Source organism: Serratia sp. BNK-4, from assembly GCF_048685115.1.
Classification (GTDB): Bacteria; Pseudomonadota; Gammaproteobacteria; order Enterobacterales; family Enterobacteriaceae; genus Serratia; species Serratia bockelmannii.
The window spans coordinates 2,717,824-2,742,693 of sequence record NZ_JBLQTM010000001.1; the positions used below are offsets into that span (position 1 = coordinate 2,717,824).

The window sequence follows — 24,870 nt, forward strand, 5'->3', positions numbered from 1 at the left end:
TTATCCAAATGACTCTTTTTCCCTGTTGGCAACATGGATTTCCTTCATGACTACCGTAAAGTTCAAATGATCACCTCATTGATTTAAAAAGAAAAAAATAACAATCCTGTTCAGTTGTTAACCGAATGAAATTGTGAAATTTCATTCTTCTCCGTGAGTTCATTGTGTTTTTCCACCTAATCGGATTGTCAGATAGACTACAAAAAGCCGGAAAAAACAGAATGAGAGTTATCTGATTTAACCCTGTCACACATTCCACACGGCGCGTGCAGCATCTAAGACAAAACCCTATTGCTGATTTTATAACAATCGCACTAATTATGCCTTACCCTCCCAGAAATTTCATTTAACCTGCGGGAAAGACATTAATCTTTTAATGTAAGAATACTCTCAACAAAACGAAAAAACCGTGCAAATAATATAATACGCTTGGGAGAAGACATTCCCATATTGAGAGATATAACTATAAAAAAAGAAAAAAACGGCAAGCGGAGATGAGAATTTTACCTAAAGGCAGAAAATTTCACTGAGAGAGCGAGGAGAGATGACTCGGAATGAGCGAAATATCCCTCCCCTGTCGGGAGGGATTGAGAAAATCGTTTGATACTCAGGCCTTTTTCTTGCGGCCATACACCGCCCAAGTGATGACCACACACAAGATATAGAACACCAGGAATACTTTCATTGCCCCCGCCGGGGAACCGGTCAGCGCCAGCGAAGTGCCGAATGCCTGGGGAATGAAGAAGCCGCCTGCGGCACCGATCGCCGAGATAAAACCCAATGCGGCGGCGGAGTCCGTCACCGCTTCACGCTGCGCGCTCTCGTCGCTGCCGCCGGCCGCTTTCACGCGATCGACAGTGATTTTACGGAAAATGACGGCGATCATTTGGAAAGTCGACCCGCTGCCCAGCCCCGCCGTGAGAAACAGCACCATAAAGATACCGTAGAAGGCGATGAACGAACCGCCCTCACCCGCCATCGGCAAGGTCAGGAACAACAGCGCGGCGAACACGGCCATCACTACAAAGTTGATCAACGTCACCCGCACGCCGCCGAAACGGTCAGACAGCGCGCCGCCGACTGGCCGTGCCAGCGCACCGAGGAATGGCCCGAAGAAGGCGTAATGCAGGATCACTACGTCCGGAAATTGCGTCTTCGACAGCATGGCGAAACCGGCGGAGAAACCGATGAAAGAACCAAAGGTCGCGAGGTACAGCAAACTCAGCATCCATAAATGCCCACGCTTGAGCACCGGCAGTTGCTGGCGCAGCGATGCCTTGGCCGCGGCCAGATCGTTCATGCCGAACCAGGCCGCCAGGGTGGCAACCAGCAGGAACGGTACCCAGATCCAGGCGGCGTTTTCCAGCCACAGCTGCCCCCCCTCTGCCTGATTTTGCGCCGTGCCGCCAAACAGGCCAAACAGGCTGAAAGAAATCGCCAGCGGCGCGACCAGTTGCATGACGCTGACGCCCAGATTTCCCAGACCGCCGTTGAGCCCCAACGCACCGCCCTGACGCGCTTTCGGGAAGAAGAAGCTGATATTGGCCATGCTGGAGGCAAAGTTCGCCCCGGCGAAACCGCACAGCAGGGAAATAATGACGAACACGCTGTACGGCGTGCTGCTGTCCTGCACCGCGAACCCCAGCCACAGGCACGGCACCAGCAGGAAGCAGGTGCTGATGGCGGTCCAGCGACGGCCACCAAACAGCGGGATCACGAAGGAATACGGCACGCGTAAAATAGCGCCCGAGACCGACGGCAGCGCGGTCAACAGGAACAGTTGGTCGGTGGTGAAGTTGAAACCGACCTTGTTCAGGTTGACCGCAACGGCGCTGAACAGCATCCAGACGCAGAAGGCCAGCAGCAGGCAGGGAATGGAAATCCACAGGTTGCGGGTGGCGATGCGATGGCCACGCTGCTGCCAAAAGGCGCTGTCTTCAGGACGCCAGTCCTGAATCAGCGCACCGGTTTTCTTTGATGAAGGCGTTGCAAGTTGCGACATAAAAACCTCAGACACGGGGGATCATTCCGCACACCCTAGGGGGCGGCCCCGGCGGCAAAGTTGATGTATATCAACCCGAATGCAAGTAGTTGGCGGCACAAATAGCGCCTTCATCCCCTTAGGGGTACACCCCGAATAAAAATTAAATCACTTTTAATCAATGCATTAGAAAGCATCACTCCGTCATTTTTACCGCTTCACCGTCCTGCTGGAAACTAATGGGTACTTCATTCGAGGTATGGGGTTATGCTCAGGGATAATCAAAAATACGGCTGAATCGTTACTTATTTACCTCGTCGCCGCCTTCGCCCCTGAGCTTCAGCGGCGCCAAATGCCAGGAACCCGCGCTTATGAAACGCCTGTTGGCCCCGCTTTCGATCGTGAATCAGGTCGCCCTGCTGATGTTGCTGTCGGGCATTCTGGGCGTGGCCGGCATGGGGATTTCCGCCTGGATGTCGCAAAGCATTCAGGGCAACGCGCATGCCATCAACAAAGCCGGCTCGCTGCGTATGCAAAGCTACCGACTGCTGGCGCAGGTGCCGCTGGATGAACGGCATGAAACGTTGATCCGCGAACTGGAGCGCGACGAAAACAGCCCCGATCTGCAGCGTTCGGTGGAGCAGGAAGGGTTGACGCAACCGTTCGACGCCTTGCGTGATTACTGGCAACAGACTCTGCAACCTCGCCTGCGCAGCGCGCAGCGCCCGGCCGATGCCGCCCCGCAGGTGGCGCACTTCGTGCAGCTGCTGGACAAGCTGGTCTCGGATATCGACAGGCAAACCGAGCGCCGCCTGCTGATGGTGACGCTGGTGCAGGCCGGCTTCATCGCGCTGACCCTGCTGCTGTTGATCGGCACCACCTGCTACCTGCGGCGCCGGTTGCTGCATCCGTGGCGGCAACTGGTGGAGATGGCCTTGGCGGTAGGCCGCGGCGATTTTAGCCGCCGCTATGCACAACGCGGCCACCAGGATGAAATGGCGTCGCTTGGCGGCGCATTGAACACCATGTCCGACGAGCTGTCGGCGACCTACAGTGGGCTGGAGCAGCGCGTGGCCGAGAAGACCGCCGACCTGCAGCAGAAAAATCAGGTGCTGAGCTTCCTCTACCGCGCCAGCCGCCAGCTGCACGCCAGCGAGCCGTTGTGCAGCCGCCTGACGCCGCTGCTCAACCAACTGCAAACCCTGACGCCGTTGCGCGCCATTCAGGTGCGGCTGTATGAAAACGACAGCCGGGAACCGCTGCTGCAGCTGAGCGGCAACCAACCGCTAAGGCCGGAGCATTGCCATAACCCGGTGTGCAGCGCCTGCCTGAACGACAGCCACCGCCAGCATCCCGACAATCCGTCGCTGAGCTGGAGCCTGAGCGACAAGCTCGGCGACTACGGCGTGATCGTGGCACAGCATGCGCCGCAGCAACCGCTGAACGATGAACATCGCCAACTGATCAATACCCTGGTGGAACAGCTGACCAGCGTGCTGGCCATCGAGCGTCAGGTCGACCACCAACAGCAGCTGATGCTGATGGAGGAGCGGGCGGCGATCGCCCGCGAGCTGCACGACTCCATCGCCCAATCGCTCTCCTGCCTGAAAATGCAGATCGCCTGTCTGCAGATGCAGGGAGAAACGCTCTCTTCGGCCAGCCAGGCGCTGGTGCAACAGATGCGTGAAGAGCTGAACGGCGCCTATCGCCAGCTGCGCGAGTTGTTGACCACCTTCCGCCTGCAGCTGACCGAACCGGGCCTGCTGGCGGCGCTGCAATCGACGGTGGCGGAGTTCAATCCCAAGCTGGGCCTGACCATCAGCCTCGATTACCAGCTGGGGCCACGCACGGTTCCGGCCTATCAGGCCATTCACCTGCTGCAGATCGCCCGCGAGGCGCTCAGCAACATCCTTAAGCATGCCGCCGCCAGTGAGGTGAGCATTCAGGTCATCAATAAACGGGGCGAAGTGACCCTAAGCGTCTGCGACAACGGACGCGGCCTGCCGGCCGAGACGTCTCGCCCCGACCATTACGGCTTGATCATCATGCGCGATCGCGCCAAGAGCCTGCACGGCCGCTGCGACATTTTACCGCGCAGCGGCGGCGGCACTGAGGTGCGGGTCAGCTTCACGCCAGATAACCACGCCATCGACTAACGGAGACACCATGACGACAGAAACCGCCGCCACCATCTTACTGATCGACGACCACCCGATGCTGCGCAACGGCGTAAAACAGCTGATTGGCATGGACGCTCGTCTGCAGGTCATTGCCGAAGCCAGCAACGGTGAACAAGGGGTCACGCTGGCGGAGCAGCACGATCCGGATCTGATCCTGCTCGACCTGAACATGCCCGGCATCAACGGGCTGGAAACGCTGGATCGTCTGCGCCAAACCGACCTGTCAGGGCGCATCGTGGTGTTCAGCGTGTCCAACCATGAAGATGACGTCGTCAGCGCGCTCAAACGCGGCGCCGACGGCTATCTGTTGAAAGACATGGAGCCGGAGGATCTGCTGAAGGCGCTGCATCAGGCGGCAGCCGGGCAGATGGTACTGAGCGAAGCGCTGACGCCGATCCTCGCCGCCAGCCTGCGGGAAAACCGCCCCAGCGCCGATCGTGATATTCAGCAACTAACGCCGCGGGAACGAGATATCCTGAAGCTGATCGCCCAAGGGCTGCCAAACAAGCTGATCGCCCGTCGCCTGACCATCACTGAAAGCACCGTCAAGGTACACGTCAAACACCTGCTGAAAAAGATGAAGCTAAAATCCCGCGTCGAGGCCGCCGTATGGGTGCTGCAGGGCAAAAACGGTTAATCGCCGCCGTACAGCGGCCCGGTTTGCGCCGGGATCGGCGGTGGCGTCAGGGTTTTGATCGGCGGCAGGCCCGCGTCATCGCCGGCGGTTGCCGTCAGCGGCGGCGCCACTTTCAGCTCTATCCAGTTGGACGTCACGCGCTGCTGTTTATCATCCTCCAGCGTGACCGATAGGCGGTAGCTGTTGGCGGCGCCCGGCGCGTCGTCCCACGGCGGCACGATCGCTGTCCAGCCCTGCGGATCGTTGGCGTTGTGCGGCGGCGTCAGGCTCAGCGCCTGCGTATCCCCCTGCCAACTGACGTGAGTGATGCCGTTCAGCGCCTTGATTTCCAGCACCAGCGGCACGGTTTCCCCCGCCTGCAGGCTCCAGGGCGGCGTAGCCAGGAACACCTGCAGCGACTTGCGCTGACGGAACTCCAGCACCGGCACGTTCTTGCGTTCGATAGGATCGTAGCGGCTGCCGCGCAGCGACTTGGCCTGCGCCACATACTCCGGCGAAATCTGCTTCACCAGCGGTACCCCGAGCCGATAGCTCAGCGCCAGTTCGACCTGATCCTGGCTCTGCCCGCCCGCGCCAATCTTATGCAGTGCCTTCATCGTCACCAGCGGCACCGGAGTGTAATTGAGCCCCAGCTGCATCGCGCGCGGATCGTTTTGTTTTTTGCCGCTGCCGAACAGATCGACATTATCGCCCAGATACTGCTCATAACTGAGCGAACCGCCGATCTGGCGATAAAACGGCAGATAACCTTGCGTCGTGATGTCGTAACCGCGCGCCGGACGGCTGAAAAATACCCCATCGCCGGGCTGTTGCGACAACGCCGACAGCGGGTAGTAATAGTTGGTGGAGAAACGCAGATAATCCCCCCAGGCTTCCGCACCGACGCTGCCTCTATTGCGCTGCCGAGCAAAATCGCTGTCGAGCGCCGTGTTGTACCCCAGCAGCCAGTCGCCGGCGATCCAGCGTTGCCCCAGCGCGAAATTGCCAAGCGCCCCGGCGCTTTGCTGCAGCCAGCCGATCTGGCTGTAGGTCAACAATCCGTCGACGTCGTACAGCGGGCTGAATAACTGCCCGTTGCTGCCGGTAAAGTCCCCCTCGCCGCTCATCTTCAGCGATAGCCTGGCGGTACCCAACGGCGACAACAGCTCCTGCGCCTGTTGCTGCAGCGCACCGGTCGCCTGGCCCAGCAAATAATCTTCGGCGCGGCTGCGCATCTGTTGACGTGAAACGTTGTTCAACTCTTTTTCGCCGAGTTGCTTGGCCATCTCGGCCCACTGCTTCTCGCGCGCGGCATCGTCGGGCGCACCGCCCAACTCCGGCAAATTCGCGGCTGGGTCCGCGGCGGCCTGTTCAGAAGAGATGACGCTGTCCGGCGCCGGCGGGGATTCGGCGCACGCGGCCGCTGCGCCGGCCAGCCACACCAGTGGCCCGGCCAGCCACGCCGTCTGGCGTCGGCGCCAGAATCGTTTTTTGGTCTTGATAAGTATTGCCTGAATCACGTCTTTCATGACACCGTTGGCCTCCCTCCCTCCTGGAGCATGCCAACCCACTGCTTTGCTGCCGCCTTTCCCACGGCAGATCTGAAAAACCTTACGTCCCGGCCTGGCGGGGACACCTCTCTCTTAAAGCCTAACGGCTTGACGAGCAGAAACAATAGGATAAACCCCAATCGCGCTTCAGTGACAGCGTCACTTGCACCATTTACCGATCCATTCCCGCCGCCAAATGAACTCACCGCATTTTAGCGTCGATTTTGCCGATAAAAAGCACAGCACACCACTGCTGAGCGCCACCGCGCAAGGCATTGTATCACTCTGCAATACGTAAAGTGGCGATGCGTACGACTGCGCATTCCTCACAATCCACCGCATTTCACCCCGATGAAATATGCATTTTGCCGTTATTTTAAACATCTGTTTCACGACTGGCGGAGCCTTGATGTTTATTTCCTCACTGTGGCACGCGCTGTTTTTCACCGCGCTGCTGTCGGCGGGTCTGGTCGCCTTCGCGCTCATCACCCGCTTGGAGCGAACGGCGGCCGTGCGCGCCAGCCCGCCGAGATTGCGCCGCCGCAGACTGCTGCTAACGGCCCTGGGTTTGGCGTTGACGGCGTTGCCCTTCGACCTGCCGGCAGCACACCGGCTGTGGTTACCGCCGGCCGCGGCACTGCTGATCGCCCTGGCCTGGCTAGACGGGCGTCACCGGTGGCTGCCGGACCGGCTAACCCAGCCGCTGCTGTGGGGCGGGCTGCTGTGCAATCTTGACGCTCGCTGGGCAACGCTTGACGACGCGGTTCTCGGCGCCGTGGCCGGTTACGGGGCATTGTGGCTGCTCAACGCGCTTTATCGGCAGGTGCGGCGGCGTAACGGCATCGGACAGGGCGATTTCAAACTGTTGGCCGCGCTGGGCGCCTGGCTCGGTTGGACAATATTGCCGCTGCTGGTCTGCCTGGCGGCAATGTTCGGATTAGGCATGGCATTGGCGCGCGGCCGACGCAACCGTCGCGCCTGGCGAACGCCGCAGCCTTTCGGCATCGCCTTGGCGGCCGCCGGCTGGTTGCTGCTCTTGATGGACGCCGGCCAGAACGCGCCGGCGTTATTCGGTTAATTCTTCAGTGTCTCGATCAGCCGATTGAGCAATCCGGCCACTTCCGCCGTGCTGGCCGTTGTCGGATTGGCCAGTGGTTGGATCACCGCGAGTCTGGTCGTGGATAACACCTCATCGCTGCGGATTTCCAACGCATCGGAGGGCGGCGTGCTCAACGAAACGCCGTCCGGCCGCCAGTAGCTGCCGCGTGTAGTCTGCACCTGATAACTGCCAAAGCCGAAATCTTTCTCGACACGGTAATATATTTCGCAGCTCAACGGCCCAGTGCGACGCAACATAAAGGCGCCTTTCGCGCTATAGCTGCCTTTATTGACGACAAAGGCGGTCGCCTGCGAGGTCAGATCGAACGTGATATATAAATCGCACGCCAGCACCTTGGTGCTTACGCCCTGTTGAAGAGTAATGCGCGTTGTAGGTTGCCGATCCGGCGCAGTCAGGGTGCCTAAAAAAGTCCACGATGGCTGTTTCGATATATTGCGCGGCAAATGGTTGCTGGAGGCGGAAGGGGCAATACCCCGCTCGCCCAGACTGTACATCGCTTCAACCCCGCTTAAAAACGACGTCACATCGACGGTGCTTTTGCCGGCCACCGGGACGCCGCCGTTGTATACGTTACTGAAGGTTACCTCGGTATTGTTGCTGCAGGCGGCGATCGCCACCGGGAAAGGCGTCTTAGAACCGCTGTAAAGAGTCAACTGACCGATATCCCAACGAGATTCGTTGATGAATCGGCACAACACGCCCCCGCTCTCCACATTCTGCGCGTCCTGGATATTGATATTGCCTATCGTGCCTTGGGCAAAGTTGGTGGACAGCACGCTGACATTGGCGGCGCGCTGCGTGTTGCGGTTCTCGCAACCCAACGAATTGATCGTGCCGTTAAAATCTTTGAAAGAGTAGATATCGCCGATGCAGTCATCCGCAGCCAACGAGCCGATAGTAGAGTAAAACCCTGAAATTCTGAACGCCGTACCCTTCGCGCGAGCGGCGTAGAGGCCGTCTATAAAATTGGTGGTGCCAGACTTGTCCATCCACAGCACCCCATCGCCCGGGCGATTGGCGTTTGCCTCCATCTGCACGTTCACCAGCCAGTTGATGAACATGTCGCCCGAGACAAATAGCGAATAACCGCCGACCTTGGTGTAAATGTCGCGAATATCAAACTTCGTCATATTGCGGTCGCTGAACCACACGCCGTGGGTGTCGTCTACGCCGGTATCATCCCGCAACGTCAAGCCGTGCAGCGTCAGATTGGCGAAGCCTTTTACCACGATCACCGCTTTCTTCGTTTCGCCCTGTTCGTTGGTGTAACTGCTGTCTGCCGTCTTGACAATTTTGGTCGCCCGCCCCAATCCGACCACCCGTAAACCGATGCCGCCGTAGATGTCCGTTGTCGTCTGAATGAGTACGTGTCCGGCGACCGTATACACCCGCTTCCCCAGGGACAACGTACCGCCGGCTTGCAGCGCCGCCGCCGCCGCTTTGTTGATCGCCGGCCCCCAGTTGCTTCCGTCGCTGTCCTGATAAAACTGTTCCGGCGTAACCACCTCACCGGTGGCAAGCAAGGTTGCTGCGCGCGCTGCTGAAGCCTTTTCGTTATTGTCCATAATCTCTCCTGACGTGATGTGTCCGCATCATTGCGGACGACCGCGGTGAAAGGCGTAAACAACGCCGCCTTTCGAAGCCAATCTACCACCGTCATATGAGCACGTTATGAAATTTCATTTTATTTCACCCTGACACAACATTTCACGATTCGTGGTGGCAACAGCAAGCGATTTCACGCGCTGTCGGCCTATGGCGCGACAGAAAGCTCGGCCAGGCGCACGGCGTTGCCGTCACTTACTGACCCGATCCAGATACAACATGCTGTTGGCGATATCCAGCCGGGCACCTTCGACATTGTCCCGCAATGCCACCAGCGTTTGCCCCTGCAGCGCCACCACATAGGGCGAACTGGCCTGTAATTCCCGTTGCAACGTGACGTAGCGTGCGCTGCGCGCGGCGCTATTCCCTTCCGCAGCCGCGGCACGCGTTTCCGCGCTGATGGCGGGAATGTCCCACTGGGTGCGCCAGGCCAAGGTTTTCGGCCCGCCTGACACGTTGTAAGCAAAGGCACTGGCGTTGGTGTTCGGATCCAGGTAGTCGGCGCCCCAGTAGGTGAAGATCGCCTGAAAATCGCGGCCGCGCATCTTGCCCCACAGATCGCTTTCCACCACCGGATGGATATCCAACCGCAGTCCGGCCTGCGCAAAACTGGCCTGCAGCGCCTGCGCGATGTCGGTATACGGCGGTTGGTTGATGACGATAAGATCGATGCGCGTACCTTCAGCGATGCCGGCATCGCGCAGGATCTGTTTGGCTTTGTCTACGTCGAGCTTAAATGGCCGATCGTCGAGCGCGCCGTCCAATCCCTGCGGCAAGAAGGCCTGATGCACGCGATATTGCCCTTTCAGCAGCTGCTCGGCGATGCTCTGATAATCCACCAGCCAGCGCGCGGCCTGCCACAACGCCGGATTGCCCAGCGCCGGATTGTCTTTGCTGCCGGTGTTGAAACCGAGGTAATAGATCCGGGGCGCATCGGCCTGTTCGATGCGCACGCCCGGCGCGTTGCGCAGCGAGTCGAACTGGTCGGCGCCCAGATCGTAGGCCACGTCGGCATCCCCCTTCAGCAACAGCAAACGGCGGGTGCCGGCGTCGCTGACGTTCTTGAATAGCACCGTTTTCAACCTTGCCGGCGACGGCGCGTAATCGTTGCGGCCAAACAGCAGCGCCTCATGCGGCACATAGTTATTTACCCGATACGGGCCGCCGCCGGCGGAATGGCTGCGCAGCCAGGCGTTACCGTAGTCCCCCTGCTGCGCGTGCTCGTTCAGCAGCTTCTCATCCACGATCGAAGCCACGTTCGCCGTCAGCAGCCGCAGCGCCAGCTCGCTGCCGATGTTGGCGGGCCAAGTGAGTTGCACCTGGTTATCCCCCACCTTCTTCAGCTGCTGCTCAACGTTATCCGGCGTCCAGCCAAACTCACCGAGAATAAACGACGGCGCCTTGTTCAGCTTTACCGCACGCACCAGCGAGAAAATCACGTCTTCAGGCCGCAGCGGATTGCCGGAAGCAAAACGTTGCTGCGGTTTCAGGGTAAAGGTCAGGCTGTGGCCATCGGCGCCCGCCTGCCAACTGCCTGCGGCGTCCGGCGCCAGCTTTTGCGGCGCGGCGCGATCCGGCGCCACCAGGCGCTGATAGAGGTTGACCAGATTGGCCGAGCTGACGGTTTCAAAGCTCTCCGCCGGATCGAGGCTGATAATGCCCTCCAGCGAACTGACCACCACCAAGGTATCCTGCGGGGTGGCGGCCTGCGCACCGAAAGCGGCCGCCAGCGCGCCATACAACAAGGTTGGGATTAACCGTTTCATCGATACACTCTCCACAATCACGCGGTTGCGCTGTTTGACGAGTGTAGAGGGTAAGAATTAACAGAAGAACGACGATAAATTGCTTTATTTATTACCAAGATGGATATGCCCGCCACGTTGGCGGGCATAGGGTTAAACGATGATGCGGCCGTGCGCCATTGCCACCGAACGATCGCACATGTGGTCAATCACGTCCGCATCGTGGCTGACCAGCACCATAGTCAGATCGCCCGCCTGTTTCAGCTCGTTAAGCAGGTTAAGGATTTCCGCCTGCACCGACATGTCCAGCGCCGAGGTCGGCTCATCCAGCAGCAACAGCTTCGGCCGCAGCAGCAATGCGCGCACGATCGCCACGCGCTGCCGCTGCCCGCCCGATAGCTGATGCGGATAGCGATCCAGCAGGCGCGGATCCAACCCCACCTGGCGAAAGCCCGCGCCGATTTTGCGTTCGATGTCGCTTTCCTGCAGCAGTTTTAGCGGTTCCGACAGCGTACGCAACAGCCGGTGTTTAGGGTGTAGCGAAGCATAGGGATCTTGAAACACCATCTGCACCTCGCGCCGCAGTTCGCCGGTAAATGCCTGCCCCGGTTGTAGCTGCCGCCCGAGCAGTTCAAAACCGCCGCGCCAGCTGTCGTTCAGCCCGGCCAGCACCCACAGCAACGAGGACTTGCCGCAGCCGGAAGGCCCCACCAGGCCGAAACACTCGCCCGGTTCGATGCGCAGGTTAACGTCGTGCACCACGGTGCGCTGTTCATAGCCCTGACGGTGACTGACGCTGAGGTTCTCCAGTGCAATTACGCTCATTTCAACGTCTCCAACAGCGCGCGGTCCAGTACCGGCAGCGGTTTGCCGCGCGTCTCGCGGCTCGGCCGACACGCCCACAGCGTGCGAGTATAAGGGTGCGTGGCCTGCGCCAGCTCTGCTGCCGGCAGTTGATCCAACAGCTCGCCTTTGTACATCACCAGCACCCGCTCGCAGTGGTGCGCCACCTGCTGCAAATCGTGGCTGATCAGGATCAGCCCCATGTTGCGTTGCGCCACCAGATTGTCTATCAGTTGCAGCACCTGATCGCGCATCTGGTGATCCAGCGCCGACGTGGGTTCATCGGCAATCAACAGCTGCGGATCGTTGATCAACGCAATGGCCAGCATCACCCGCTGCCCCATCCCGCCGGAGAGCTGATGCGGATAACGGCCACACAGCGCCGCCGGATCGGGCAACCCCACCGCCGCCAACATATCCAGCACTTTTTCACGCCGCTCGGCGCGGCTTAGCTTGGCATGCAGCACCAGCGGTTCCTCCACCTGACGGCCGATCGGCTGATTGGGATTCAGCGCATGTTTGGGATCTTGCATCACCATCGCCACCCGGTCGCCGCGCAGGCGGCTCCACTGGCGTTCGCTCAGGCGCGTCAAGTCTTCATCGCCCAACGTCAGGCGCTGCGCCTGCAGCTGCAACGGCGGCGGCAATAGCCCCATCAGCGCACGCGCGGTCAACGATTTGCCGGAGCCGGACTCACCGACCAGCGCCAGTCGCTCCCGCCCCATGCTGAACGAAATATTCTTCACCAGCGCCACCGGCTGCGGCCCCGGCACGCCGATCGCCAAACGTTCAACGGTCAATAAGGTGTTATCAGTGCCCATGACGAGGATCCATTTTGTCGCGCAGGCCATCGCCCAGCAGGTTAAACGCCAGGCTGGCGAACAGGATCGCCCCGCCCGGTGCGGCGGCGACCCACCATTGGTCGAAAATCACTTTACTGCCTTCGGCCACCATCGATCCCCATTCGGCGGTCGGCGGCGCGACGCCCATGCCGAGGAACCCCAGACCGGCGGCGGACAAGATGATGCCGCCCAGACTCAACGCCGCGCGCACCACCGCGCTCGGCAGGCATAAAGGCAAAATGTGGCCGACCATCAGCCGCAGCCCGTTGATGCCCTGCATACGCGCTGCCGCCAGGTAGTCGCTGCGGCGCAGCGCCAGGGTTTCGGCCCGCGCTTGGCGGGCAAAGGCCGGCCAGCTGGTCAATGCCAACGCCAGCGCGCCGTTCATCAGCCCCGGCCCCATGACCGCCACGAACGCCAGCGCGATCACCAGGCTCGGCAACGACAGGAAAATGTCGGTCAGACGCATCAAAATACGCTCTACCCAGCCGCCGAGATAACCGGCGCAAATGCCGACCAGCAGACCAATGGGAATGGTCAACACCAGAATCAACGACACCAGGATCAACGTCGGCCGTGCGCCGTAAATCACGCGGGAGAGCAAGTCGCGGCCGAAGCCGTCGGTGCCCAGCCAATGTGCGGCGGAAGGCGGCAGTAACCGCAGCTCGATATGCTGCAGATTGGGGTCGAAAGGCGCCAGCCACGGAGCCAGCAGCGCGGTGACGATCAGGATCGCCACCAGCGCCGCGCCCAGCGTCAGCGTGGTCAGGCGCCGACCGCGGCGGTAACCGACGGCCGGCTCGCTTTGCGGTTCGTGTTCAGAGAGATATTGGCTCATCGGGTTCGCGGATCCACTAAATAGGTCAAGGCGTCAGCCAGCGCATTCAACAGCACGAAACAGGTGCCGATCAGCAGCGTGGCGCCGAGGATCGCCGGCGTGTCGGCGGCAAACAGCGCCGAGGTCAGGTAACGCCCGACGCCGGGCCAGGCGAACACCGTTTCGGTCAATACCGCGCCCTCGAGCAGGCTGGCGTAGGAGAGAGACAGTACGGTGATCAGCGTGCCCAGCACGTTGGGGAACACATGACGCAGCAGAATGCGCAGGCGGCCGGCGCCCTTGGAGCGCGCCAGCGTCACGTATTCCTTGTTGCATTCTTCCAGCATCGCCGCGCGCAGCAGCCGGGTGATACCCGCCATCGACAGCAGCGCCAGCGCCACCACCGGCAGCCACAGGTGGCTGATGGCGTTGTAGAACATTTCGCGATCGCCGGACAGCCAGCTGTCAATCAACACGAAACCCGTACGCGGCTCCATGCTGTACAAGTAAATGTCATCCAGCCGCCCCGGCCCCGCCGACCAGTGCAGCGTGGCGTAGAACAGCAGTAGCCCGAGCAGGCTCAACCAGAAAATCGGCACCGAATAACCGATCAGCGACAGCAAGCGCGCCGCGTTATCCAGCCAACTGCCTGGTTTGAGCACCGCCAGAAACGCCAGCGTAATGCCGCCGAGAGCGCCGAGGATAATGGCGCAGGTGGCCAGTTCCACCGTCGCCGGGAAGGTACGCAGCAGATCGCTCAACACCGGCTGGGCGGTGATGCGCGAAATGCCCAGATCGCCATGCGCCAGGTGCACCAGATAGCGCCAAAATTGCACCGGCAGAGGCTGATCCAGCCCCAGCTCGTGCCGCACCTGCGCATAGGTGGCTTCGCTGGCGTGATCGCCCGCCACCTGCAGCGCCGGATCGATCGGCGCCAGGTGCGACAGCATGAAGGTGAACAGCAGCAGACCGAGCAGCGTTAACGCCAGCGACAGCGCGCCGCCGAGCAGCCGCCCGCCCCTGCGCCAATACCGCCGGGCCGCCCCGGCGCTGGCGGACAGGTCAGCAGCCATTACTTGCTGACCTTGCTGTAGAACACCATGTCAGGGTTGATGCCCTGCACATAGCCCTTAAGGTTGTCACGCACTGCGATCAGGCTGCGCGCCTGCAGGCCGATGACAAACGGCGAGCTTTGCTGCACCTCTTTCTGCAGTTGCTGGTAGTCGGCCACCCGTTTGGCGGTGTCGTTTTCTGCAGTGGCGGCCAGCGTCAACTTGCTCAGCGCCGGGATCTGCCAGTTGGCTCGCCAGGCCAGCGTCTTGCTGCCGTCCTCCGGGTTGTAGGCAAAGGCGGCCGCGTTGGTGTTAGGATCGAAGTAATCCGGTCCCCAGGAGGTCAGCGTCGCATCGTAGTTAAGCGTTTTCACCTTAGTGGAGACCTGCGAGCTGATGCCCGGCACCAGTTCGACCTTCACGCCGCCCTGAGCAAAACTGGCCTGCAGCGCCTGAGCGATATCCAGATACGGCGGCTGGTTGTTGACGTCCAGACGGAAACTGACGTTGCTCAGCCCCGCTTTGGCCAGTATTTCTTTGGCTTTCTGTGGATTGAAGCTGTACGGCTGATCCTTGAGCGCGCCCAGATAACCGTCCGGCAGGAATGCCTGATGGCTCTGGAACTGCCCTTTCAGCAGATCGTCGGCGATGCCTTGGTAATCGAACAGCCAGCGCGCCGCCTCCCAAAATGCCGGGTTGCCGAGCGCCGGCGACGCCTTGGCGTTGAACTGCAGGTAATAAAGCGAGGCGTAAGGAATGGCCAACGGTTTGACGCCCGGCTTGCCCTTCAGGGCCGCCATTTGGTCCGCCCCCAGGTTGCGGGCGATATCGGCATCGCCCTGCTCAATCAGCAAACGGCGCGCGGCCGGATCGGGCACGTTTTTGATCAGGATGGTTTTCAACGTCGGCGCCCCTTCCGGCGAGCCGGGGTTCGCGTCCAGCACCACCACTTCGTGCGGCACATAGGTGCGAATTTTGTAAGGGCCGCTGCCGGCGGAGTGGCTGTTCAACCATTGGTGCCCCAGATCGTCGCCCTGCTGGTGCGCCAGCGCCTCTTTGGCGTCGACAATCGAGGATACCGGCGCCGACAGCAGGCTGAGCACGAAGGCCGGGCTGACGTTTTCACTCCAGCTGATTTTTACCGTATGGTCATCCACCTTGGTCAGGTGTTGATCCACGTTCTTCGCGTTCCAGCCCAGCTGCGTTAGGATAAACGACGGCTCCAGATTCAATTTCACCACCCGTGAAAGCGAAAAGATCACGTCCTCCGGCCGCAGCGGGTTACCGCTGGCGAATTTAGCGTCCGAGCGCAGGCTGAAAGTCAGGCTGCGGTTATCGGCGCCGGCCTGCCAGCTGCTGGCCAGAGTCGGCTTGAGATCGATGGGGTTGTGCGGATCGGACTGGATCAAACGTTGATACAGGCTGTTGAACGACTGCACCGTGGTTAACTCAAATCCCTGGGCCGGGTCAAAGCTGACCACGTCATCGATAGACTGTGCGATCACCAACGTGTTGGCCGGCGTCGCCGCCTGTGCGTTAACGCTGGCCGCCACGGCCAAAAACAGCAAAGAAGGAACGAGCGCTTTCATCTGAAACTCTCCAAGCGGATGGAATTTATAATAATTTTGCGAGTGTATGCGAGCGCGATCGGCAGCTGAAGGTACTTAAATCACTATAGATATTCTTTTTATGTATATAGATGGGGTTTTGATTATTAGGCGGGCAATGCAGAATGCGCGGCAGGAATTGCCTGCCGCTTATCGGTTAAATCTGGTAATCAATCACCGCGTCCAGCTGCGACGAGAAGACCTTGTCTTTGATTTCGGTCAGCGACAGCGTCGGGTTGCACAGTTGGATAAAGCGCCAGGCATAGTTGCGCTGCAGCTGGCTGCGTTTCAGGCCCAGCCATACCGTATTGGGTTCAAACAAATGCTCGGCATTGAGGCTGACCAACCCGCGATCGCGCTCTTTTTCATACGACATGTCCGCCAGCACGCCCACGCCCAATCCCAGTTCGACATAGGTTTTAATCACGTCGGAGTCTTGTGCGCTGAGCGCGATGTCCGGGGTCAGGCCCGCCGCTTTGAACGCCGCATCCAGCTTCGCGCGCCCGGTAATGCCCTGCCGGTAAGTGATCAGCGGCAAAGTGCTGAGCATCTCCAGCGTCACCTGCGGCTGACGCGTCAACTCGTGCCCTTCCGGCACCAGAATGGTGTGATGCCAGCGGTAATATGGGAACGACGCCAGCGATTCGTCGCTCATCAGCCGTTCGCTGGCAATGCCGATATCGGCTTCGCCGGCGGCCAACATCGAGACGATCTCTTCAGGGCTGCCCTGATTGAGCACCACCCGCACCCGCGGATAAAGCGCGCGAAACTCTTTGATCACCCCCGGCAGGCTATAGCGCGCCTGGGTGTGCGTCGTCGCGATATGCAGCTGGCCCGAGTCGTTACTGCTGAAGACATCCGCCAGGCGACGGATGTTATTGGCGTCGTTGAGAATGCGCTCCGCCACCACCAGCAGCTCTTTGCCGGGCTCGGTCATGCCCAGCAGCCGTTTGCCCCGGCGAATGAATATTTCGATGCCCAGCTCTTCTTCCAGCTCGCGAATATGCCGACTGACGCCGGACTGCGAGGTAAATAACGTATTGGCGACCTCGGTCAGGTTGTAGTTGCAGCGCGCCGATTCACGAATAATTTTTAATTGTTGAAAGTTCATCCCCGTCTCCCTGTTTCTTCCAGTAGCGTTAGCCATATTGATACGGAGTCCCGCGGGGCTGAACAAATAAGAAATAACCTTTACTTATGCAATTTAATACTAAGTCGATCATTCTGCTTCGCATAGGGGATGGGAAACTGACAAAAAACAGCGAATGACTTTAAAAATAAAGGGATAGATAACCACAATAAAAACATGCCTTCAATCACTGTGCAAATTAAAGTTATTAAATATAGGCATTAGATATAAAAAAAGGGCTCAGCATGCTGAGCCCCTCACCGTTCGCATTCCCGCAGCAGCCTCAGGCGGTGGCCTCACTGCCGATGCCGCCGGTGCGGTTCTGCTGCAGCCATTGCTGCACGCAGCGCACCAGATCGCCGATGCAATCATCCTGCATGCCGTGGTGCTTCAACTCGTTATCCAGCGCAAACAGATATTGCGCGTTGGTGCCCAGCGGGCCGCTGGCGCTGGCGATCAATGGCGCGATCACCTGGTAGCTGGTGTCTTCTTCAAACAGCGGATGCTGCGGGTTCATCACGAATACCAACGCAGTAACCTTCTCGCCGCCATCCAACTGCAGCTCGCACCAGGTCGGCACGTAGCAATCGGTCACCATTTCGCGCTTCCAAAGCAGCTCCAACTCTTCACGCAGTTTGCTTTCCGGCAAGCGAAAGGCCAGGCCCGTAGTGTGGCCGCCGGCCTTCAACGCCAGCATGCGCCCCGGCTGATGCAGCGTGCCGCGCCCGGCGGTCAAGCGCATACAGAACGCCCGGTGCCAACCCTGCAGCTTGGCCGGCCGCACTTCTTCCGATTCGAAAACCGGGTTCCACATCAGCGAACCGTAACCGAATATCCATACGGGGCTGTGACCCGGCCGGCGCGATAAGGTGCAATCCAACGAGGCTGCACGCTGTTCAGGCGTCAGCAACAACGACTCCTCAATAGCGCCGAATGCAGTTTTGCAATCCGCTTTTTGCAGAAAATCTCGCGTTAACACTGATATTACCTCCCGGGAATACGATTTCTCGCCTTCCCTCGCCACTGCTGAACCTTTGATGTTTTATTTTCGGCTGCGGATTTTTATTAATTCAATCACCGCGCCTTATAAGAATGACCTTATTCTTTTCCTGACGTGCAATCAAGTTACAAAGCGGCGTTAAAGTGAAAAAGTATTTGTACTGAGCAGCAATAATATTAATTGCCGGGCTCCACATAATGTCTGCGCGATTTTTGCTGCGTGATAATTCGTTACTTTTTATGCCAACGTTCGTCATCGCCCTTACGATAGCTTTGCTTGACCGCCGCCCAAGCCACCTTATGCGCCGTCTCTTCACGGCTGTCGTCACCGCGCCGGTCATCGGGATCGCGGTATTGTTGCCAGGCGCTGTTGAACGCTTCTTTATAGATCGCCTGCGCATGTTCCGGCAGCACATGCTTCACATTGTCCGGCAAGTCGTTCGTGCTGTGGTAGGGCATATGGCCTCCCCTTTCAGGATGAGTGAACCTTAAGCCTAGCCCACATGCGGTTTCGTCTCAATTAGCAAACAATTCTCATTATCAAACGACATGTTATACTCACCGCCAAACGAACTATAAGGAGATCCCCGTGACTACCGAAGCCCCTCGCTCACGCGCCCCCTACCTGATCGCCGTCAGCCGCGTACAGGACATTACGCCGCACCTGCGCCGCATTACCTTTACCGCCCCCGATCTGCGTTACTACCCGGCCAATGCCGCCGCTGCACACATCAAAGTCTTTTTGCCGCTCGCCGGCCAGACGCAGCCGGACCTGCCGACGCTGACCGAAAACGGCCCGCGTTGGGCCGCAGATGCCGTACGCCCGATCGTGCGCACCTATTCCATCCGCGCCGTGCGCCCGGAACTGGCGGAAGTGGACATCGAGTTCGCCATTCATGACCATCAGGGCCCGGCGGTCGACTTTGCGCGCCAGGCGAAAGCCGGCGATAAAATCGGCATCAGCAACCCAGGCGGCCCCAAACCGATGCTGCCGGCCGCCGATTTCTACTCCCTGGCGGGCGATCCCTCCTCACTGCCTGCGCTGGCCGCGCTGTTGGAAAACCTGCCGCCGCACAGCGCCGGACGCGCTTTCGTCCGCGTCGACAGCAACGCTGACGTCATTGACCTGAAAAAGCCTGCCGGCGTTGAGGTGAATTGGGTTGTCGGCGGCACAGAGAAAACCGACGAATTGGTCGCTCGGTTCCGCGCGCAATCCGTGCCGCAGAGCGATACCCACTTCTGGCTCGCCGGTGAAGATCGCCTGGTGGTAGAGCTGCGCCGCTACCTACGCCGTGAACGTCAATGCGATCGTAATCGTCTTTATGCTGTGCCTTACTGGCGTGAGGGGCTAAATGAAGAGGGTTACCACAATAAACGGCATGAAATCATGGATAATATTGACGACTGATCGTCTCATTTTCCTTGATTAACCGAGTACTAAACAAGTAAACGTGACTTTTCTCAAATCTAACGTTAAAACTTGGCGTTATTGCGTAAAAGTAAGTAAATAAAACCGCACCCCGTGCGGTTTTTTTGCTACCCTGATCACATAAAGCAAGCAATTGCTTTCTCAGATAAAAACAACATCACACCGGCGCCGTGGGTGTATCCTAATATAAAATACCTACTGGAAACGCAGAGTTGCCGTATCACGGCAACCGGCGCTGACGGGCTACGCTGTTTGAGAAGGAGTGCCACCCTCATGAAGTCGCAACACGATCCTGGCCGATCCACCAAATCTCGCCACACCGAATACTCTCTGATCTTCCCTATCGCCGCGTTGGTAGTGCTAAATCTATGGGGTAGCACCGATAACTTTCCGCTAATCGTCGGCATCAATATTCTCGCGCTGGTGGGGATCCTCAGCAGCGCCTTCAGCGTGGTGCGCCACGCCGACGTGCTGGCCCACCGATTGGGCGAACCCTACGGCTCGCTGATCCTCAGCCTGTCGGTGGTGATCCTCGAGGTCAGCCTGATTTCCGCGCTGATGGCCACCGGCGACGCCGCACCGGCGCTGATGCGCGACACGCTGTATTCCATCATTATGATCGTTTCCGCCGGCCTGGTCGGTTTCGCGCTGCTCCTCGGCGGGCGCAAGTTCGCCACCCAGTACGTCAACCTCGGCGGCATCAAACAGTATCTGATGGCGATTTTCCCGTTGGCGGTGATCGTGCTGGTGTTCCCGAGCGCGCTGCCTGGCGGCAACTTCAGCACCGGGCAAGCGCTGCTGGTGGCGTTGATATCCGCCGCCATGTATGGCGTGTTCCTGGTGATCCAGACCAAAACCCATCAGAGCCTGTTCGTGTACGAGCATGAAGACGACGATGGCGATCCGCATCACGGCAAGCCCTCTTCGCACAGCAGCGCCTGGCACGCCGCCTGGCTCATCGTGCACCTGATCGCAGTGATCGCCGTCACCAAGTTCAACGCCAATCCGCTGGAAGGCCTGCTGACCAAGATGAATGCACCGGCGCAGTTCACCGGTTTCCTGGTGGCGCTGTTGATCCTGTCGCCGGAAGGTCTGGGCGCGCTGCGCGCCGTGTTGAACAATCAGGTGCAACGCGCCATGAACCTGTTCTTCGGTTCGGTGCTGGCGACCATCTCCCTGACCGTGCCGGCGGTGACCATCATCGCCACCCTGACCGGGCAGACGCTGATCTTCGGCCTGCAAACGCCGCATATCGTGGTGATGCTGACGGTGCTGCTGCTGTGCCAGCTGTCGTTCTCGACCGGACGCACCAACGTGCTGAACGGCACCGCCCACCTGGCGCTGTTCGCCGCCTACATGATGACTATCTTCGCCTGATCAAAAAGGGGCGCACTCTGTGCGCCCCTGCCTTCGTTATACCGAGAAGAATATCGCCGCGGCGATCCCCCCGAACAAAATCCACTTGATGATGTAATAACCGGTGCGGTTCCAGGCCTTCAAGCGTTTCCCCACCCGGCGTATCGCATAGATGTATTTGAACATCTTGTTGACGCCGCCGGTACGATCGCCCTCTTCGTTCGGCGCGGTGGCGGCGCTCATCAGATTGCGCCCCAGCCAGTGGTTAACCGCCTGTGCCCAGCGGTAGCGCATCGGCCGTTCGATGTCGCAGAACAGGATCAGACGATTCTGCCCGCTCTGATTTTCCGCATAGTGCAGATAGGTTTCATCGAACATCACGCCTTCACCGTCGCGCCAGCTGTAGCGTTCGCCGTCCACCTCAATGAAGCAGCGGTCATCGTTGGGAGTAATCAGCCCCAGGTGATAACGCAGCGAACCGGCGTAAGGATCGCGGTGGCGCGGCAACCGGCTGCCGTCCGGCAGTTCGGCGAACATCGCCGCCTTGACCGAAGGCAGGCTGCGCAGCAGTTCCGTGGTCTGCGGGCACAGGGTCATGGCGGAAGGATGGCTGTCTTCATACCATTTAAGATAAAAGCGTTTCCAACCAGTCTTGAAGAACGAGTTGAAACCGGCATCGTTGAATTGATCGGACGCTTTGATCTGCTGGATCTCCATCAGCTTCTGTCCTTCGTCGCGGATGGTTTCCCAGTTCTCCCGCAGTACCGCCAGTTCAGGGAACTGCTCCGGCTTCAGATACGGCGTAGTCGGCACACGGGAAAACAGATACATGAAAACGTTCAACGGTGCGGTAAAGGTAGAATGGTCAGACAGCTGTCGCCACACGTTGTAGCGCACCCGTCCGCGGTAATGCACATAGACGACGCATAAAATAAGCAAAATCAGAATGATGTATTTCATGTTTGAATCGCATCAAGGAACCCACACGCTATGCGCCGCGCGGCGCACACCCCAGATAATGTCCTTTTGGCGGCACAGGCAAATTGCGCGCCAATCTGGAACCCATTAATCATTAACGCTAACTCAACGAAAATCTATACAGAAAACCACAATAATTTACACAAAGGTTAAACGAGAGAGGAAATTGCGGAGATAAAAAAGGCCGCCGAAGCGGCCTTTCCATTAGCGGATAGGTTAACTGTAAGCGTTGAGCGTGCGCTGGCACAAAGCGGAGCGTACGCAGTCCTGTTTTTCAAAGCGGATAACGCCGATCATCTCGTCCTCTTCGAAGCGTTCCAGGGCATCGCTGAGGCCGGATTTCACGCCGCGCGGCAGGTCGCACTGGGTCACGTCGCCGTTAACGATAACCGTCACGTTTTCCCCCAGGCGGGTCAGGAACATTTTCATCTGGCTGGCGGTCACGTTCTGGGCTTCATCCAGGATAACGACCGCATTTTCGAAGGTGCGTCCGCGCATGTACGCAAACGGTGCAATCTCTACCTTGCCGATTTCCGGGCGCAGGCAGTACTGCATAAAGGAAGATCCTAAACGACGTACCAGAATGTCATACACCGGGCGGAAATAAGGGGCGAACTTCTCGGAGATATCCCCCGGCAAGAAACCGAGGTCTTCATCCGCCTGCAAAACAGGACGGGTAACGATAATCCGATCCACCTCTTTATGGATCAGCGCCTCCGCCGCCTTGGCGGCGCTGATAAATGTTTTGCCACAGCCCGCTTCGCCGGTGGCGAAGATCAGCTGCTTATTCTCTATGGCTGATAAGTAATGACCCTGAGCTTCGGTTCTAGCCTCGATGGGTGAGCTATCGCGCTTGTCTCGCGCCATGCCGATAGACTCGACTCCCCCCATTTGCACCAGCGAGGTCACAGACTCTTCTTCCAGCTGGCGATGACTACGAGCGTCACGACGAATAACGCGTTTCGCTTCACGACGTGCTTTGATCACTGCTTTCTGTCTACCCATAGTGGCACCTTACAGTTTGTTTCACCTACCGCAACGGCCAGGCCGTGCGATTATGTTTCACACACGTATTAGGTTTTGGCCTCCTCCGAGCCAATGAGAGCCAAGGGACAATGTGAATTGACGGCAACGCTTAAGCGCCGTTTTTTCACGGGACAACGCGGACTGCATCAATAAACGTGGAGTAAAAAGTGGTGAGATTCGGTAGCGATAAGAGTGCGGAGTTGCCGGTAAAAGAGAGTCGGAGAGAGAACCCTCGTTACAACGAGAAATCAGGGGAGATGTGTTATTTTTTCTTTCCAGCCCAACCAAGGACTTTACCATTAGCGATCCCCGCAGTGATATTTACAGCTTCAAGCTGTGCACCGTGTGAAAACTACCGCCAGATGATTACAGTATAATGACATTCAATCCTGTCGCGTTACTAAAATGTAAAAAAATTTTATATGTTTTGTTTTTAGTTATCGTTAAAACACTATATCACGCGCGACACGTCATTCCATAAAAATTTTTAACATATAAATTTCAACAAATTACAATTAAAAACCGCGAATGACACTTTGGTTTCCTGATTAAATTTTGCACAACCAAAAAACGCGGCGGTGCGTGTTTTTTAATCCATAGGCCAGGTGTCGAATTGACTTTCGACGCTCAATCTTCCTTACGGCAGGCAAAACAAAGTAAAACGAGGCAGGCGATCCCGCCTCGTCATTCCGGGTTCAGGCCTTAAGCAGGCCGCTGGCCAGATAGTCACCGTTCTCTTTCACGCCCGGCAGCACGAAGAAATATCCGCCGCCAATCGGCTTGATGTATTCCTCCAACGCTTCGCCGTTCAGCCTTTTTTGCACCGTCAGGAAGCCTTTCTCCAGATCGGCCTGATAACAGACGAACAGCAGCCCCATTTCCAACTGCCCGGCATTGGAGACGCCAAGGGAATAGCTGTAGCCGCGCCGCAGCATCAGGTTGCTTTGGCTTTCCGGCGTGCGTGGGTTAGCCAAGCGAATGTGCGCGTCCATCGGGATCACCTTACCGTCGGGATCGTTCGCGTAATTCGGCTCGTCATGTTCATGCTTCATGCCGAGCGGCGCACCGCTGTGCTTCTCGCGGCCGAAAATGGTTTCCTGCTCCTGCAGCGGCGTGCGATCCCAAAACTCGACGCGGAAACGAATAATACGCGCCGCCTGATAGCTGCCGCCCGCCGTCCACGCCGGTTCGCCGACGCTGTCGCCGACCCACACCACCTTATCCATCAGCGGTTTGTCGTCGGTTTTCGGGTTGGCGGTGCCGTCTTTGAACCCCAACAGGTTAATCGGCGTCTCTTTGCCTTTGCTGCGCGCCGCGTGCGCGGAGATGAACCCTTCCCGCTTCCAGCGCACGCTGAGCAGATCCGGCGAGTGCTTGATGATGTCACGCAGCGCGTGGAGAGCGGTTTCGTTGGTGTTGGCGCAGATCTGCAGCAGCAGGTCGCCGTGGCAAAGCCCGGCGTCCAACGCATCGTTGGGGAAGCGGGTCATTTTCTGCAATTTCAGCGGTTTGTGCGCCTGCAGACCAAAGCGTTCGTCGAACAGCGATGCGCCGACCGAGACGGTGATGGTCAGGTTGTCCGGGTAAATCTCCGGCCCCATGATGCCGGAATCGAGCGGTGGTAGTTTGGCGTCCACCTCCGGCGCCTTGCCGCCGTGAGTCAGGAAGGCGATGCGATCGGTCAGTAGCCGGAACAGGCGCTCCAGCCCCGCTTTGTCGGTCGCCAGCACATCGAACGCCACCAGCATCATCGCCGCCTGTTGCGGCGTCAGCACCCCGGCCTGATGGCGGCCATAAAACGGCTGCTTCTGCCAGCGCTCATCCTGCGGCGTCGCCAACGGCTCCGCCGCTTTGTCCGCCGCCTGCACCAGACGGGTGCCGCCCAGTGCCAGTGCGCCCAGCCCCAGCCCTTGCAGCAAACGGCGCCGCGAAGGCGATGCCGCCCCCTGAGAGTGCGGATGAGGCCCGTTATTCGGGCCTGCCTTGTTGCTCATA

Annotated in this window: 20 protein-coding genes; 5 read left to right on the forward strand and 15 right to left on the reverse strand. The window is 58.7% G+C overall.

The window, feature by feature from the left end:
• Positions 1-607 precede the first annotated feature (607 nt).
• Complete coding sequence (locus tag ACMGGW_RS13115; protein WP_025303214.1) at positions 608-2,002, reverse strand: NarK family nitrate/nitrite MFS transporter; 1,395 nt, start codon at positions 2,000-2,002, stop codon at positions 608-610.
• Between the two features lie 350 nt (positions 2,003-2,352).
• Here ACMGGW_RS13115 and narX point away from each other — a divergent pair, with 350 nt between their 5' ends.
• Both narX and narL read left to right on the forward strand, forming a co-directional pair.
• Positions 2,353-4,137, forward strand: coding sequence for a nitrate/nitrite two-component system sensor histidine kinase NarX (gene narX, locus ACMGGW_RS13120; RefSeq protein WP_049204108.1), 1,785 nt, complete (start codon positions 2,353-2,355; stop codon positions 4,135-4,137).
• Between the two features lie 10 nt (positions 4,138-4,147).
• Positions 4,148-4,798, forward strand: coding sequence for a two-component system response regulator NarL (gene narL, locus ACMGGW_RS13125; protein ID WP_025303216.1), 651 nt, complete (start codon positions 4,148-4,150; stop codon positions 4,796-4,798).
• Here the strand turns inward: narL and ACMGGW_RS13130 are convergent.
• Positions 4,795-6,306, reverse strand: a complete 1,512-nt coding sequence (locus ACMGGW_RS13130; protein ID WP_025303217.1) for a YchO/YchP family invasin — start codon at positions 6,304-6,306, stop codon at positions 4,795-4,797. The genes narL and ACMGGW_RS13130 overlap by 4 nt on opposite strands.
• Positions 6,307-6,736: 430 nt before the next feature.
• On the opposite strand from ACMGGW_RS13130, the gene ACMGGW_RS13135 reads away from it, so the two are divergent.
• Positions 6,737-7,405, forward strand: coding sequence for a prepilin peptidase (locus ACMGGW_RS13135; RefSeq protein ID WP_197832280.1), 669 nt, complete (start codon positions 6,737-6,739; stop codon positions 7,403-7,405).
• Here the strand turns inward: ACMGGW_RS13135 and ACMGGW_RS13140 are convergent.
• The 10 genes from ACMGGW_RS13140 to chaB form a co-directional block, all read right to left on the reverse strand.
• Positions 7,402-9,012: a hypothetical protein gene (locus ACMGGW_RS13140; RefSeq protein ID WP_025303219.1), complete on the reverse strand. Its 1,611-nt coding sequence runs from the start codon at positions 9,010-9,012 to the stop codon at positions 7,402-7,404. The two genes, ACMGGW_RS13135 and ACMGGW_RS13140, sit on opposite strands and share 4 nt — an antisense overlap.
• A gap of 231 nt (positions 9,013-9,243) precedes the next feature.
• Positions 9,244-10,818 (reverse strand): ABC transporter substrate-binding protein, encoded by a 1,575-nt coding sequence (locus ACMGGW_RS13145; protein ID WP_089181023.1) that lies wholly within the window; start codon positions 10,816-10,818, stop codon positions 9,244-9,246.
• Between the two features lie 132 nt (positions 10,819-10,950).
• The gene (locus tag ACMGGW_RS13150) at positions 10,951-11,622 is read right to left on the reverse strand and encodes an ABC transporter ATP-binding protein (RefSeq protein WP_043138574.1); all 672 of its coding nucleotides are present in this window, start codon (positions 11,620-11,622) and stop codon (positions 10,951-10,953) included.
• Positions 11,619-12,461, reverse strand: coding sequence for an ABC transporter ATP-binding protein (locus ACMGGW_RS13155; protein WP_025303222.1), 843 nt, complete (start codon positions 12,459-12,461; stop codon positions 11,619-11,621). The genes ACMGGW_RS13150 and ACMGGW_RS13155 overlap by 4 nt, the downstream gene beginning before the upstream one ends.
• The gene (locus ACMGGW_RS13160; RefSeq protein ID WP_016927339.1) at positions 12,451-13,320 is read right to left on the reverse strand and encodes an ABC transporter permease; all 870 of its coding nucleotides are present in this window, start codon (positions 13,318-13,320) and stop codon (positions 12,451-12,453) included. Before ACMGGW_RS13160 ends, ACMGGW_RS13155 begins: the two co-directional genes overlap by 11 nt.
• Positions 13,317-14,372: an ABC transporter permease gene (locus ACMGGW_RS13165; protein ID WP_049204111.1), complete on the reverse strand. Its 1,056-nt coding sequence runs from the start codon at positions 14,370-14,372 to the stop codon at positions 13,317-13,319. The genes ACMGGW_RS13160 and ACMGGW_RS13165 overlap by 4 nt, the downstream gene beginning before the upstream one ends.
• Positions 14,372-15,940 carry an ABC transporter substrate-binding protein gene (locus tag ACMGGW_RS13170; RefSeq protein WP_049295813.1) on the reverse strand — a complete coding sequence of 523 codons (1,569 nt, stop codon included), beginning with the start codon at positions 15,938-15,940 and terminating at the stop codon, positions 14,372-14,374. Before ACMGGW_RS13170 ends, ACMGGW_RS13165 begins: the two co-directional genes overlap by 1 nt.
• Before the next feature lie 175 nt (positions 15,941-16,115).
• Entirely contained in the window at positions 16,116-17,069 is a 954-nt protein-coding gene (gene cbl / locus ACMGGW_RS13175; protein ID WP_025303225.1) for an HTH-type transcriptional regulator Cbl, read from the reverse strand.
• Positions 17,070-17,370: 301 nt separating this feature from the next.
• On the reverse strand, positions 17,371-18,066 hold the full coding sequence (locus tag ACMGGW_RS13180; RefSeq protein ID WP_043138579.1) for a gamma-glutamylcyclotransferase: 696 nt from the start codon (positions 18,064-18,066) through the stop codon (positions 17,371-17,373).
• Positions 18,067-18,317: 251 nt separating this feature from the next.
• Positions 18,318-18,545 carry a putative cation transport regulator ChaB gene (gene chaB, locus ACMGGW_RS13185; protein ID WP_025303227.1) on the reverse strand — a complete coding sequence of 76 codons (228 nt, stop codon included), beginning with the start codon at positions 18,543-18,545 and terminating at the stop codon, positions 18,318-18,320.
• 130 nt (positions 18,546-18,675) lie between these two features.
• Here chaB and ACMGGW_RS13190 point away from each other — a divergent pair, with 130 nt between their 5' ends.
• Together ACMGGW_RS13190 and chaA are read left to right on the forward strand one after the other, a co-directional pair.
• Positions 18,676-19,494, forward strand: coding sequence for a siderophore-interacting protein (locus ACMGGW_RS13190; RefSeq protein WP_025303228.1), 819 nt, complete (start codon positions 18,676-18,678; stop codon positions 19,492-19,494).
• Between the two features lie 294 nt (positions 19,495-19,788).
• The gene (gene chaA / locus ACMGGW_RS13195) at positions 19,789-20,892 is read left to right on the forward strand and encodes a sodium-potassium/proton antiporter ChaA (protein WP_025303229.1); all 1,104 of its coding nucleotides are present in this window, start codon (positions 19,789-19,791) and stop codon (positions 20,890-20,892) included.
• Between the two features lie 36 nt (positions 20,893-20,928).
• Here the strand turns inward: chaA and lpxO are convergent, their stop codons facing one another.
• The 3 genes from lpxO to efeB form a co-directional block, all read right to left on the reverse strand.
• Positions 20,929-21,831: a lipid A hydroxylase LpxO gene (gene lpxO / locus ACMGGW_RS13200; protein WP_025303230.1), complete on the reverse strand. Its 903-nt coding sequence runs from the start codon at positions 21,829-21,831 to the stop codon at positions 20,929-20,931.
• Positions 21,832-22,065: 234 nt separating this feature from the next.
• Complete coding sequence (gene phoH / locus ACMGGW_RS13205) at positions 22,066-22,854, reverse strand: phosphate starvation-inducible protein PhoH (RefSeq protein WP_015378226.1); 789 nt, start codon at positions 22,852-22,854, stop codon at positions 22,066-22,068.
• 716 nt (positions 22,855-23,570) lie between these two features.
• Positions 23,571-24,869 (reverse strand): iron uptake transporter deferrochelatase/peroxidase subunit, encoded by a 1,299-nt coding sequence (gene efeB / locus ACMGGW_RS13210; RefSeq protein WP_089181026.1) that lies wholly within the window; start codon positions 24,867-24,869, stop codon positions 23,571-23,573.
• Position 24,870: the final 1 nt, after the last annotated feature.

Coding starts and splice junctions, on each gene's coding strand:
- ACMGGW_RS13155 (WP_025303222.1), bottom strand. CDS start 12,461: ATGGGCACTGATAACACCTTATTGACCGTTGAACGTTTGGCGATCGGC.
- lpxO (WP_025303230.1), bottom strand. CDS start 21,831: ATGAAATACATCATTCTGATTTTGCTTATTTTATGCGTCGTCTATGTG.
- narL (WP_025303216.1), top strand. CDS start 4,148: ATGACGACAGAAACCGCCGCCACCATCTTACTGATCGACGACCACCCG.
- ACMGGW_RS13150 (WP_043138574.1), bottom strand. CDS start 11,622: ATGAGCGTAATTGCACTGGAGAACCTCAGCGTCAGTCACCGTCAGGGC.
- cbl (WP_025303225.1), bottom strand. CDS start 17,069: ATGAACTTTCAACAATTAAAAATTATTCGTGAATCGGCGCGCTGCAAC.
- ACMGGW_RS13160 (WP_016927339.1), bottom strand. CDS start 13,320: ATGAGCCAATATCTCTCTGAACACGAACCGCAAAGCGAGCCGGCCGTC.
- ACMGGW_RS13130 (WP_025303217.1), bottom strand. CDS start 6,306: ATGAAAGACGTGATTCAGGCAATACTTATCAAGACCAAAAAACGATTC.
- ACMGGW_RS13145 (WP_089181023.1), bottom strand. CDS start 10,818: ATGAAACGGTTAATCCCAACCTTGTTGTATGGCGCGCTGGCGGCCGCT.
- narX (WP_049204108.1), top strand. CDS start 2,353: ATGAAACGCCTGTTGGCCCCGCTTTCGATCGTGAATCAGGTCGCCCTG.
- chaB (WP_025303227.1), bottom strand. CDS start 18,545: ATGCCCTACCACAGCACGAACGACTTGCCGGACAATGTGAAGCATGTG.
- ACMGGW_RS13170 (WP_049295813.1), bottom strand. CDS start 15,940: ATGAAAGCGCTCGTTCCTTCTTTGCTGTTTTTGGCCGTGGCGGCCAGC.
- ACMGGW_RS13165 (WP_049204111.1), bottom strand. CDS start 14,372: ATGGCTGCTGACCTGTCCGCCAGCGCCGGGGCGGCCCGGCGGTATTGG.
- efeB (WP_089181026.1), bottom strand. CDS start 24,869: ATGAGCAACAAGGCAGGCCCGAATAACGGGCCTCATCCGCACTCTCAG.
- ACMGGW_RS13115 (WP_025303214.1), bottom strand. CDS start 2,002: ATGTCGCAACTTGCAACGCCTTCATCAAAGAAAACCGGTGCGCTGATT.
- ACMGGW_RS13140 (WP_025303219.1), bottom strand. CDS start 9,012: ATGGACAATAACGAAAAGGCTTCAGCAGCGCGCGCAGCAACCTTGCTT.
- ACMGGW_RS13135 (WP_197832280.1), top strand. CDS start 6,737: ATGTTTATTTCCTCACTGTGGCACGCGCTGTTTTTCACCGCGCTGCTG.
- chaA (WP_025303229.1), top strand. CDS start 19,789: ATGAAGTCGCAACACGATCCTGGCCGATCCACCAAATCTCGCCACACC.
- phoH (WP_015378226.1), bottom strand. CDS start 22,854: ATGGGTAGACAGAAAGCAGTGATCAAAGCACGTCGTGAAGCGAAACGC.